8 protein-coding genes and 1 pseudogene are annotated in these 12,857 nt (G+C 53.0%); 6 read left to right on the forward strand and 3 right to left on the reverse strand.

Translation table 11 applies throughout. The features are described from left to right. The first annotated feature begins 151 nt into the window (after positions 1-151). Positions 152-496, forward strand: coding sequence for a hypothetical protein (locus ACN08Y_RS08200; RefSeq protein WP_419112375.1), 345 nt, complete (start codon positions 152-154; stop codon positions 494-496). Positions 497-653: 157 nt separating this feature from the next. Next, complete coding sequence (locus ACN08Y_RS08205; protein WP_419112376.1) at positions 654-1,235, forward strand: class I SAM-dependent methyltransferase; 582 nt, start codon at positions 654-656, stop codon at positions 1,233-1,235. 178 nt (positions 1,236-1,413) lie between these two features. On the opposite strand, the pseudogene ACN08Y_RS08210 reads toward ACN08Y_RS08205, so the two are convergent. Continuing rightward, a pseudogene (locus tag ACN08Y_RS08210) lies at positions 1,414-1,635 on the reverse strand (LLM class flavin-dependent oxidoreductase); the annotation flags it as partial. A 332-nt stretch (positions 1,636-1,967) separates the two neighbouring features. After that, positions 1,968-3,944 (reverse strand): M13 family metallopeptidase, encoded by a 1,977-nt coding sequence (locus ACN08Y_RS08215; protein ID WP_419112377.1) that lies wholly within the window; start codon positions 3,942-3,944, stop codon positions 1,968-1,970. Between the two features lie 263 nt (positions 3,945-4,207). On the opposite strand from ACN08Y_RS08215, the gene ACN08Y_RS08220 reads away from it, so the two are divergent. From ACN08Y_RS08220 to ACN08Y_RS08230, 3 genes are all read left to right on the forward strand, one after another. Then, positions 4,208-4,999, forward strand: coding sequence for a hypothetical protein (locus tag ACN08Y_RS08220; protein ID WP_419111134.1), 792 nt, complete (start codon positions 4,208-4,210; stop codon positions 4,997-4,999). A 158-nt stretch (positions 5,000-5,157) separates the two neighbouring features. Then, a complete protein-coding gene (locus ACN08Y_RS08225; RefSeq protein WP_419112378.1) occupies positions 5,158-6,654 on the forward strand; it encodes an MDR family MFS transporter in 1,497 nt (498 codons plus the stop codon). A 10-nt stretch (positions 6,655-6,664) separates the two neighbouring features. After that, entirely contained in the window at positions 6,665-7,651 is a 987-nt protein-coding gene (locus tag ACN08Y_RS08230) for an aldo/keto reductase (RefSeq protein WP_419100275.1), read from the forward strand. A 25-nt stretch (positions 7,652-7,676) separates the two neighbouring features. On the opposite strand, the gene ACN08Y_RS08235 is transcribed toward ACN08Y_RS08230, so the two are convergent. Further along, positions 7,677-8,621, reverse strand: coding sequence for an Ltp family lipoprotein (locus ACN08Y_RS08235; protein WP_419100274.1), 945 nt, complete (start codon positions 8,619-8,621; stop codon positions 7,677-7,679). A 421-nt stretch (positions 8,622-9,042) separates the two neighbouring features. Between ACN08Y_RS08235 and ACN08Y_RS08240 the strand changes: the two genes are divergently transcribed. Then, positions 9,043-10,335, forward strand: coding sequence for an adenylosuccinate synthase (locus ACN08Y_RS08240; protein ID WP_419112379.1), 1,293 nt, complete (start codon positions 9,043-9,045; stop codon positions 10,333-10,335). Positions 10,336-12,857 lie beyond the last annotated feature (2,522 nt).

Raw genomic sequence — 12,857 nt, forward strand, 5'->3', positions numbered from 1 at the left:
CTTCTCCAGGCAGGTTAGACCCTGCCTAGATACCGTGAATACCATTTAGCTGGTGTTGAAGATGTCGCCGCCTGCACTGACGCCATGGAAGAAGCCCCTGCCCTCCAGGCGCGCGGTGACTACCCTACTGGCCGAGCACCTGGACTAGGGAATGTTTGGCCCTGAGATTGGCAAACTGGTGGATAATGCCGGCATGTACCATACCTGGGCCGAGGAAACCGAGCCAGGCAAGTCGCACAACCACCTGTCCATTATTGGGTGCAAGTTCAACGACCGTATCCATAACGGGCAGATGGACACCTCTGAACTGCGCGGTATGGGGCTGGCTTTGAACCACCCCCCCGCCCCCGAGGATGAAGAAGAGAAAATTACGGTCTACTCGGTGGGAGGTATACCTATTAAGGATATTGCCTGGGGCACCGTGGTCTACCGCAAGGCGGTCAAGAAGGGGATCGGCACCGTGCTGAACCTGTGGGAAACACCTGCTATGAGCTAGTTCCCTGGGGGGTGAGCACCTATCTTCTCGCTGGGACGAGAGAGCAGGTGCATTTTTATGGGGCGTGAATCACACAGAATTTGGATAGTATAAAACTATGCTTTCACATGATGCGGGACACTGGAGTGGGTACAATCAAGCCCAGGTGGGCAGACCTGTGCGCTCTTTACTGACTGATGCCCTCTCACTCCTAGATGTTTGCGGGGGCAAGGCTCTTGATGTGGGGGCTGGAGCTGGCATTGAAACAAAAGCACTGTTGGCTCAAGGGTTTGATGTTCTGTCAGTGGAGCCTACTCCTGACTCTGGGAAACTCATCGCACAAGAGATAGTTCGGTCGAACCCCGAGTGGTTGAGCCGCTGGGAACTTGCAACCTTGCCTATTCAAGATGTGGGTTTAGAATCATCGTATTTTTGCTGTATTTATGCAGGCTTTTCCCTGCCGTACTGCCCACCGGAGGTTTTTGGTGATGTGTGGAGTCGGCTCCTGAAGAGTCTTGCCCCTGGCGGGCTGATTGCTGTGGACCTCTTTGGCCCCGATGATAGTTGGGCGCAGGAATCTGATATTTCTAGTGTTGAGCGTTCCTGGTTGGAGGAGAGCCTACGCGGCATGCAAGTGCATCGACTTAAGGAACAGGCCTACTGGGGTAAGACTTTTTCGGGGGAGAAGTTCTGGCACACCTTTGAGCTAATAGCCCAGAGACCGCACAAGCCCTTACCTACTGCTGCAGAAGTGAGATAAGGGCATATGTGGCAGTTGCCTTCACAGGCTACAGATGAGCACCAGAGACCTAATCCGCTCTCAGGAGCTCTTCAAAAGGGGTGACAGAGAGCCCAACTGACCCCTGTGGCCGAGTTACCTGAGCGGCTTGAGGCCCGGGTCTTTTCTGACCTGCGATACCAAAGAAGGACCCTGCATTGAGGGTTTCTTGGGTATTTGGAATATAGGCGAGGGTGGTGGTAGGAGAGGAGGCTATAAAGGGTGGGTTGTGGTGCTGGCCTACTGCGAAGACATCTAGCCCTACCTCTTCGGCTTTTTGAGCCATTTCGACGATATTGCGTTGGCGCCGGTACTCGCTGGGGGCCTTGCCGCTGTGGGGGTCTGGGGTGATGTCGCCTACTGTGAAGATGCCAAATTGCATGATGGACGCCTTTCTTTTTGAGTTTTATCTCTTGTATAGCCCCCACTCTAAACCAAAATACTTTCTTTGTAAAGTAATTTCTTGTTTTGGGTCGGATGCCTAGGGCAAGTACTTACCCAAAAAAAGCCCTGGCTCAATTGAGCCAGGGCCACAGAGCGGGTGATATAACAGCAAAAGCTGAAAAGACCCCATAGGAGACCGGGGGGTGAGAATAGGCCGAGCTACAAGGTGCTAGATACAGCAGGTATAGTCTCTGCGCGGTTGGCTAGTTACCAACCGCCACCTGAGGTCAACCGCTATCGTTCTAGCACCAAGCATTCATGGCAGTAGCTCTACCAGATCTTAACCCGCTCTTCGGGGGCCAGGTAGAGGGCATCACCCGGCTGAACATCAAAGGCCGTATAGAACTCGTCAATATTGCGCACTACGCCGTTGACACGGAACTCCTCGGGGGAGTGCGGGTCAATAGCCAGGAACATCTCTGCGGTCTGGGGGCGGGTCTTCATACGCCAGCCCTGCGCCCAAGCCACAAAGACACGCTGGGTGGCGGTCAGGCCGTCAATCACCGGGGCAGTCTCCAGGGTCAGGCCCTGACGATCAAGCGCAATTTTGTAGGCCTTCAAGGCAATAGAAAGACCACCCAGGTCACCAATATTTTCACCCAGGGTCAGCTCACCATTAACCGTAAACTTTTCGGGGTCAAGGCCGGTGGGGGTGTAGGCGTTGTACTGCTCCACCAGGGCCTTAGTGCGCTCGGTGAACTCTGAACGGTCAGCGTCCGTCCACCAGTTATTGAGGGCACCGGTGCCGTCGTACTTAGAACCCTGATCATCAAAGCCGTGCCCAATCTCGTGCCCAATCACACCGCCGATTGCACCGTAATTAACGGCATCATCAGCCTCAGGGTCAAAGTAGGGTGGCTGAAGAATGGCCGCAGGGAAGACGATCTCATTGGCCGGTGGCATGTAGTAGGCGTTGACGGTCTGCGGGGTCATCAGCCACTCGTTCTTATCGACCGGCTCGTTGATGCGACCCACCTGGAACTCGTGTTCAAAGACCGCCGACCGGCGCAGATTCTCAAAGAGATCATCGGTCAGTTCCAGCTCAGAGTAATCCCGCCAGGTGTCGGGGTAGCCAATCTTTGTGACAAAGCTACCCAGCTTTTCCAGGGCGCGGGCGCGGGTCTCATCGGTCATCCAGTCCAGGGTGCCAATCGACTCGCGGTAGGCCGCCAGCAGGTCATTGACCAGTTCCAGCATCTTAGCCTTGTGGGCTGGCGGGAAGTGGATAGCAACGTATTCCTTACCCAGCTCCTCACCCAGGGAACCTTCTACCAGACCAACTCCGCGCTTCCAGCGCTCGCGCAGTTCTTGGGAACCCGAAAGGGTACGCCCGTAGAAGTCAAAGTTCTCAGCCACAATCGCTTCGGTCAGGTAGGGCGCACGGGAATGAGCCATATGCCAGATGTACCAGAGCTTCCAGATAAACAGCGGGGCAGTGGCCCACATCTGGGCGGCGGCCTCAAAGTAGGAGGGCTGGTTAACCACCACGGTACCCGCTTTCTCCAGAGAGATGCCCATGCCCTCAAGCCAGCTGCTAAAGGGGAAGCCTGGGAAACTGGTCTCTAGCTCCGATGCCTGAATTGGGTTATAGCGCAGATCGGCATTGCGGGACTTAACGTTATCCCAGTGGTGGGAGGCAATCTCGGTCTCATGGGCAAAGACAGCTTTAGCGGCATCGGCGGCTTCTAGCCCAAAGTTCTCGGCCAGACCGGTCAGCTCAAACATGCGGGTGATGTGCTGAAGGTAGGCATCACGGATCTCGGCGTACTTTTCGTCGCGATAGTAGGACTCATCAGGCAGGCCCAGACCGGTCTGGGACAGGTAGAGCACATATTTCTCGGGGTTCTTAGCGTCAATGCTGGTGTACCAGCCAAAGGGGCCGCCGTGGCCCTGAACATCGAGCGCTGCCATGACCCGCACCATGTCATCGGGGGTGGCGGCGGCCAAAACCTGCTCGACTTCGGCAAGTAGGGGAGTGAGGGCGTCCTGCTCAATTTTCTCGGTATTCATGAAAGATGAGTAGAGCGCACCGATACGGGAGCCGGGCTGTTCGGCGGCGAACTTTTCGATAATCTCACGCACATGCTTTTCGGCGGCATCGCGCAAGAAGTACATGCCACCGTCACGTGAACGGTCGGCGGGAATCTGGTGGGAGTCGTACCAGGTGCCGTTGACGTAACGGAAAAAGTCGTCGGCAGGGTTGGTGGCGGGGTCAAGGAAGCTGGTATCAATACCTGAATGTGTCATGCTTCTCAGTTTAGAGGTCTGCTGATATCTTCTTGACCTGATTTAGTGGGTTTGGCTCAGGGCGTGACCAGCCTATCAACAGAACTACCTACAATGCCCACTCTTATCGCCACAAATCATAGTTTCCTCTAGTTATCAGCACTTTTCTGGGGAAAAATGATGTGTGAGCAAGCGAGCTTAGGACCCTTCAAACGGTACCTGCGCCCCAGTCTCACCGCACCCATACACGTGTGACACACCACTATTTCTCTAGGGAGAAAATCATGACTCTTTCTACAAACCGCCGTACGGCTCTTAAAGGTCTGGCTATTGCAGCACCCCTGATGGCAGTAGCCCCAGCTGCATTTGCTGATAGCACCACCCCACCCGGTGGACAACCCCAGCCCACGCCCACTCCTCACCCCGGTCACCCCCACCCCACCCCTAACCCCGGTAACCCCAACCCCCCCAGCACCGGCGGTGGCGGCCAGGTACCCCTGCCCCCGGGCTGCCACGACGGTAACTGGATGAGCCAGATTCCCTGTGCACACTTCACAGACCAGAGCAACGGTGAAGGCTGGTGCTTTGGCAACACCACCACCCTGACCCTAGATGCTTCCGCAGGTAGCGCAGGCTACGACGTTCAGTGCTACCTGGTGCCCGTGTGTGGCGATGGCTCACGCGCCAACACCCACGGTAACGCCGCCGAACGTTTCCGCTGCATCAGCCGTGGCTACTACAGCAGCGGCAATTTTTTTGCCGGTAACTGGACTAGCCCCTGTGACGTCAGCGGGCTTACTATGCCTTACGCCTTCGACGGTTGTAGCTCCGGGCCCTGCACCATCACCCTACCCCAGGGGTCCATCATGGTTCAGTCCAACAACGTCTGCTTCAGCAACACCCACGGGGTCGGCAAACTACAGATTAAAACAGCTAACCGTTGGTTTAGCTCCTGCCAAAGCTGGATCAAGGCTATCTGGGTTATCAGGAACAAGGCTACCGGCCACTGGCACGTACTAGATACCGTTGGTATTGCCGGTAACACCTGGCGTAGCGGTTACGACGGCAAGTTCTAAGGTTTTTCTACCTAGATACCCGCAGAAGGCGTTAGGGCTAGTGGCAAAAGCTACTAGCCCTAGCGTTTTTTCTTGTACCTACCTGACCTCAAGGTCAGCTGGCTGTGAGCAAGATTTTATAGCTAACTAGGTCATCCTTTAGGTAGGGTTAGTAGCCTATGCCTTCATCTCAGCCTGCCCAGAGCAACCCATCAGAACATCTAAGACCCCAGGCTAGTCCTCAGACTCAGTCGCTTGAACGTCATGAGTTCCTACTACTTGCCATCATGGTTCTATCCGCTTTTGTTCTGATTCTCAATGAAACCCTACTGGGGGTGGCTCTTCCCAACATCATGGAAGACCTCAACATCGCGGCGGCAACTGCCCAATGGACCTCCACCGGCTTTATGCTCACCATGGCTGTGGTGACCCCCGCGTCGGGCTTCATTATTTCCCGCTACTCCATTCGCGCGGTCTTCCTGGGAGCTATGGCCCTCTTCTCGCTAGGTACTCTGGTATCGGCTACAGCCCCCGGCATTGCTCTACTCCTGGTAGGGCGAGTGCTTCAGGCGGGCGGAACCGGCATCGTGATTCCCTTGCTGATGACCACCATGATGCGTCTGGTTGCACCCAGTAAAATCGGCCAGGCTATGGGCATCATCGGTATGGTCATTTCAGCGGCCCCTGCTGCTGGCCCCACCGTCTCTGGCCTGATTCTGAATGTTGCGAGCTGGCGTTGGCTTTTCTGGCTCATTCTGCCTATTGGTTTGATTGCCCTTGCTGTGGGTTCCCGCCTGGCACCTGTCGGTAAGCCCCAGGGCAAGAGCCAACGTCTTGATCTGCTCTCCATTGTTCTATCTACCGCAGGCTTCGGCGGCCTGGTCTTGGGTCTCTCCTCGCTTGGCGGGGAACCAACCCACGGCGGTGCCCACCTGCCGGTTAGCCCCTGGCTGGTCATTGGTTTTGCCGCCGTCATTATCGCCGCTTTTGTGGTGCGCCAGATTAAGCTCCAAGAACGGGGCCCCTTCATGGACCTGCGTATCTTCAAGGCACGGCCTTTCACCCTCACCGTTATGATGAGTTCGGTGGGTATGGGTGTCATGCTGGGTACCGCTATCCTGATTCCGCTCTACACCGTGAACGTCCTGGGCCTGACCCCGCTGGAGACCGGTATGATGCTCCTTCCCGGTGGCCTGCTCATGGCCGTACTCAGTCCCTTTGTTGGCCGCCTGGCTGACCGTCTGGGCGCTCGTACCCTGGTGATCCCCGGTGCGGTTCTCTTTATCGCATCTATCTGGCTGATGAGCACCTTTAGCCAGGACACCGCTGTCTGGTACGTGGTAGCAACCTACATGCTCATGAGCTTCTCGCTACCCCTCATTAACACACCCATGATGTCGGTGGGCCTGGGGTCGCTCAACGGCGAACTGCAGGCTTTTGGCTCATCGGCTATGACTACCTTCCAGCAGGTTTCGGGCGCTGCAGCTACCGCCAGCTTTGTGGCCTTGCTCGAGCTAGGAAAAGCTACCAGCAAAAAGACCGATCTGGCCGCCTATATGGACGGTGTGCACCTGGCCTTCTTCGCTGCCGCCTGCCTGTCACTGGTCTGCCTGGTCGTTGCTCTTCTGGTACCTGCTGGCAAGCAATCCACCGGAGCCGCACCCGCAGCCCGCTAAGGTAGAGGCTATGAGTATTGAATATCGCCAAGTGGGTAAGAGCGGGCTAACCGTATCAGCGGTCGGCCTGGGGTGTAACAACCTGGGACGCAGCAAAACCGCAACCGAAACGCAGGCTGGCACTAACGCCGTCCTTGCCGCTGCTGTAGCCGAGGGCATCACCCTCTTCGATGTTGCCGATATCTACGGCGCCGAGCCCGGGGTTTCCGAGACCATGTTTGGCCGTGCCCTGCGTGAGACTGGGATAGACCGGGACGACATCGTGATTGTCAGCAAGTTCGGCATGGATATGGGCGGTGTGAATGGGCGCGACTACGGTGTGCGCGGGTCCCGCCGCTACATTATGCGCGCTGTTGAAGCGTCACTGACCCGCCTGGGCACAGACTATATTGACCTCTACTTCCATCACACCCCCGACCCCGCCACCCCGGTTGAGGAAACCCTCTCTGCTCTGGGCACCCTGATTGAGCAGGGCAAGGTGCGTTATATTGGCTCCTCTAACTACGCTGGCTGGCAACTAGCCCACGCTGAGCACCTAGGCCGCGCCTTGGGCCACCGTTATATAGCTGCTGAGAATCACTACAACCTACTGGACCGCAGGGCTGAACTGGAGGTTCTACCGGCAGCCCGCGAGTTCGGGCTGGGCCTGCTGCCCTACTTCCCCCTAGCTAACGGTCTCTTGACCGGTAAATACACCCGTACCCAAGCTCCTGCTGATGGCCGTTTGACTCGCATCAAGCCCGCCCTCTTAGAGGGCGCCAACTGGGGGCAGTTGGAGGCTTTCTCTGCTTTTGCCTCCGAGCGTGGTCTTACCGAGGTGCAGGTTGCCTTTAGCTGGCTGGCCCAGCAGAACCCGGTGGCGTCGGTAATCGCGGGAGCAACGAGCCAGGCACAGGTCAAAGCGAATGCGGCGGCCATCGTGACCCGTCTGAGTGACGTCGACCTGGCGCAACTCGACGCGATCTTCCCGGCACCTCCCAAGGTCGCGCTGTTCTAATCACGTCACAGGAGGGGCTTCCCGGTTAGAGGTGGTCGATAGCGTACTGGGCCTGTTCGGGGGTGAACTGTTCACCGTGCTTGCTGGTGAGCTGGTCGTAGAGACTGTCGGTGCTCATGTCCATCAGGTCCATGTAGCTCCGGGCTGACTCTAGTGCTTCGGCATTCCAGTCAACCTTGACCTGATCCACCGCGTACTGGGCCTGTTCGGGGGTGAACTGCTCACCGTATTCATTGGTGAGCTGGTCGTAGAGCCCGGCATAGGAGAAGGACATGATGTCAATGTAGTTCTGTGCTGCTCCTAAGGCTTCGGCATTCCAGTCAACCTCCAGATTATCCAGAGCGTACTGGGCGGCCTCTGCCGAGTGCTTTCCGCCGTATTCACTGGTGAGCTGGTCGTAGAGCCCGGCGTAGGAGAAGTCCATAATTTTGACGTAATTGCGTGCTTCTGCCAGAGCGTTCTCGTAGCCGTCAGGGACGTTGCCCTTTGACTGTGATTCTGCCTTTGAGGGGGTTGTGGTTGTGCTTGGCTGAGCCGAAGATGAGGCAAGGCTGGAATCGGCGGGTTGCATGAGCGCCGGTGCTGACAGCGAAGATGAAGCGACGGGGGATTCTGCCTCAGTTTCGCTTGCTGGCTGTCTAGCTGCTGGCTGATGCGAAGCGGAGAGGACCGCTGTAACCAATAGTACGATGCCACAAATGACGGTGCCCAGAAAGGAAAGAACAATCGCCAGAATTGAGGTAACTCTTTCCTTTGATTTTTGGAAGAGACCTGCGATTCCGGCACCAAAGCCGGCGGGTAGCAGGATCCAGCCCAGGACCGAGGTTGCCGGAAAAATGCCGAAGATGAGCCCCGACACGGAAAGTGTAAGGGCTATAAGTCCTATGCGGTTTTTAGGTTTATGAGTCTCCGGTTGTGGGGGTGCTAGTTGGGGGGAATCTGGGGCGCTATTGGGGGGAAAGCTGCTCATGCTACCCATTCTAATTTATTAAAAATTACTGGGCGGTATTGCTTGGAGATTTATGGTGTTTGGCGTGGAATGGTGATTAGTTTTATGTGACTTGTAAAATTTACAATTTTTAAATAAATATAGAATATTTTACTTGTAAAACATCTTTCTTGGAGAATTGCGATGTCCTATGATTTTTAGGCTTCGCATAATGGGTTCTGACCCACTGAGCACTGTATGAGTCCCTGTATATAGGGTGCCTACCGAGGGAGCCTTCTACTTTTGTTCTTGCCAGAAAACCGCGCCGACCCTCTCAATACTGTGCCGCCTTGGTATTCTTAAAAACGGTGTGCTCTGCGCCAAACCGCATACACAGCTAGCTCAGCGCCACCCCACCGCCGTGAAACCCGGCAGGTGACACCTATTCAGGAGTAAGACTTTTATGCCAGCAATCGTGATTGTAGGCGCCCAGTGGGGCGACGAAGGTAAGGGCAAAGCAACCGACCTGCTTGGCGGTCGCGTTGACTATGTCGTCAAGCCCAACGGTGGCAACAATGCCGGGCACACCGTCGTCGTCAACGGCCAGAAGTTTGAGCTCAAGCTCCTTCCCGCCGGTATCCTCTCAGAAAACGCTGTCCCGGTGATCGGTAACGGTGTTGTGGTGAACCCCGAGGCCCTTTTTGAAGAAATTGACGGGCTTGAAGCGCGCGGGGCAGACACCTCCAAACTCAAGATTTCAGCCAACGCCCACCTGGTAGCCCCCTACCACCAGACCATGGATAAGGTGACCGAACGGTTCCTGGGCAAGCGTGCTATCGGTACCACCGGTCGCGGTATTGGCCCCACCTATATGGATAAGGTGGGCCGCCTGGGTATCCGTGTGCAGGATATTCTCGATGAATCTATCCTGCGTCAGAAGGTTGAAGGGGCCCTGCGCCAGAAGAACGAACTGCTGGTCAAGGTCTACAACCGCCGCCACGTTGAGGTCGAAGAGATCGTTGACTACTTCATGAGCTTCGCCGATCGGCTAGCGCCTATGATTGTGGAATCAACCCAGCTCCTTAACAAGGCGCTGGATGAGGGTAAGACCCTGCTCATGGAGGGCGGTCAGGCCACCTTCCTGGACGTTGACCACGGCACCTACCCCTTCGTGACCTCATCGAACCCCACCGCAGGCGGCGCTTCGGTTGGTTCCGGTGTTGGCCCCACCCGCATTTCCCGCGTCATCGGTATTCAGAAGGCCTACACCACCCGCGTGGGTGCTGGACCCTTCCCCACAGAACTCTTTGACGAGATGGGCGAGTTCTTGCAGAAGACCGGTGGAGAGTTTGGGGTCAATACTGGCCGCCCCCGACGCTGTGGCTGGTATGACGCGGTGTTGGCTCGTCAGGCCGTACGCATTAACGGCTTTACCGACCTTTTCATCACCAAGCTGGATGTGCTCACCGGGTTGGAGAAAATTCCGGTCTGTGTGGCCTACGATGTGGACGGCGTTCGCTTTGATGAGATGCCTATGACTCAGTCGGACTTTCACCATGCAAAGCCTATTTATGAGTACTTTGACGGTTGGACTGAGGACATTACTGAGGCTAAGACTCTCCAAGAGCTGCCCGTCAATGCCCGTAGGTACCTGGAGAAGCTCGAAGAGATCTCTGGCTGTCGTATCTCGGCGATTGGTGTTGGCCCGGGGCGCGAGCAGACTATTGTGGTCCGCGACCTGATTGAGGAAGACTAACTTGGACTAACCCGTATGGAAGGTGAGGCCCGCTCCTGATAGGGGAGCGGGCCTCACCTTTTAAGAGATTTGTTGACTTTTTCAAAGGACAACACCTCAAAATTTTTTCTGACCGCGGTGGTTCAGTGACTGGCTAAAGTGGAATAATTCGGCGTAAGCCCGGTTGTGGTCGGCGATGGGACGGGTTATTGCTTAATTTATATCTGGCTTATTTTGCTTATTGGGTTTGGCTATCCGCTGGTGCAGGGCTGTATATGAGAGCTGGGATAAGATCGTAGACCTTGAAAAGTTACCCAAATTTTTTTTGGGGTTTTGACTCTGTGGAGATAGCAGTGTCTTGGTTAGTTCCGCAAACTTGGAGGTTGGCTGTAGATTAATACTTACTTTTTAAAATATTTTATTAATATGTATATATTTGCGATTAGTGTAAATAATATTAAAACCGCAAGAAAAATTCCCACAGGGGTTTTTAGGTAAAAATATGAAAATCCTAAAAGCGCCACCAGGTAAAAAAGGGATCCGAGTAGTAGAAGGATTCTAGAGTATTTTTTACGACTCGTATATTTTTCTTTTAGAGACATGTTAAGCCTGCCATTCCTAACGATCCTAAAAAGGCTATGCCTGAGCCAATAGCTGTTAGAGTTGTTGCCCCAAAAGTCTCGGGTAAGGCAATAATGCTGCCCGCAAAAACAAGCCCAGATCCCACAAGACCTATAACGCTAAGTATACACATGCCCCATTATAGTCAGGCGGCGAACCATCATCCTTCACCAAACGAATATCAGAATCAATCAGATCAGAAATATATATAGGCACACTGGCCCTATCCGTATCGCGTAGAAAGAGAGGGGCACCAGTTGCAGGGGGTGTTCAACATAAGCAGTTTACCCTCATGATGAATCTTCTCAACATGAATGTCAATTATTTTTTGTGTTTCGAAATATCACAAAATGGTTTCGATATTTCTACTTATTTTTCTTTTTGAATGTAAATAAAGTAGAAAGAACCCTAATTCCATAAACCAGAAAAATTAAATAGGAAATTGCAGTAAAAATAAATAGCATATAGAACACAAAAGATTTTTCGTTTTGAAAAAAGGGTATCAATGAAGTGGATAAAAATCCTATTATCCATGCAGATAGAAAAATTTTATAATCCCTCTTCATGGTTTTTTCGTCAATTCACTAATAATCCATACGAGCCCCATGAGCCCAAATCCTAGTGATGACCCTATATACCACATTCTATCTATAAATGATCCGGTTTCTACGCCGGGCAGAAAAATACCTCCCCGCTTCCCACTTTCCCGATCTGGATATACTCTTATTCGATATATAGAAAGTATTGTCCCCACTATAAAAGCCAATGCGCCGACTATAATTACTAGATTATTCATTACTACATACCCCTACTTTGCAGGCCAAAATTTACCATACGTACGAGACCAGCCCGCCCCAATACCAAACGTTACTCCTCCATATAAGTCGTTATCTCACGGTTAATAGATACGGTTTAGGATGTCCATGTATGCTTTTTGCGCTCATTTCTTTCTTCTTACTCATGCGGGTCAGATTCCCTGACGGTATCTTGCTTTCTTCGTGCAAAAGCTTTCAAAACTTGATACCAAAAGATGATAAGAAAAACAATTGAAATTGCAATACTAATGAAGAACCATACTCCTTTGTCATGTGTTACCGGCGGAAGGAATATGCCAAAAATAGCAAAGCCAATCCACGAAGTGACAAATACGGGGAGGTTAACATGCTCGAATATATTAAACATAAGTATTTCCTTTGTTGCTTTAGTGCAATCAATGTATAGAAAAAGGTGAAAATAAAAAATTTTTATAAAGGGATTTTCTTCATTGCTAAATGAATGCCTCCGATAAATACTTCTATAGGGGATACAGTATATAAAATTTTATCCGCAAGGGACCCTGGTGGGATTCCTGGAATGAATATTCCTTTTTGGTTTCTTACCCGTGAGAGGTATTTCATTATTCGGTAGATACTAAAGGAATCTCCTAGTAGGGCACCAAACATTCAAAAATACATCAACACTATTCATCGGTATCATTTCACTCCCCAGTCCCATGAAAAACTTTGAGAACACCCTACTCCGACACCGAATAAAACCCATTGGAGGTTGATCCAGGGCTTCCATCGATAAGTACCTGCATTCCGCTCTTCCAACCTCCTCCGTACGCGGCCTGGCAAAAACTATTATATGCTGTGCTGTACTCAGGAGTTGGGTCCCCGGAGGTTCTTCCAATAAATGTATCAGTGCTAAGCTCCCCACCAGCACCTAATTCAAAACCCAACGATACATCATCGTCGTTATCTGAACTAGTGATATTAAAAGAGAAACAAATAGCTCCACATAGGCCAAAACTACATTGCCAGGCATCCCTACCTGCGCAGCCACCTGCTCTACCACCGCCCGACGTAAATTAATGAACCTGTTCACCGCCTTCACATCCGCAGGTGTCTTGTGGACTTTACTGTCTCTGACTAAAATGACTA

The sequence above is a fragment of the Rothia sp. P5764 genome (assembly GCF_048512965.1).
Lineage (GTDB): Bacteria > Actinomycetota > Actinomycetes > Actinomycetales > Micrococcaceae > Rothia.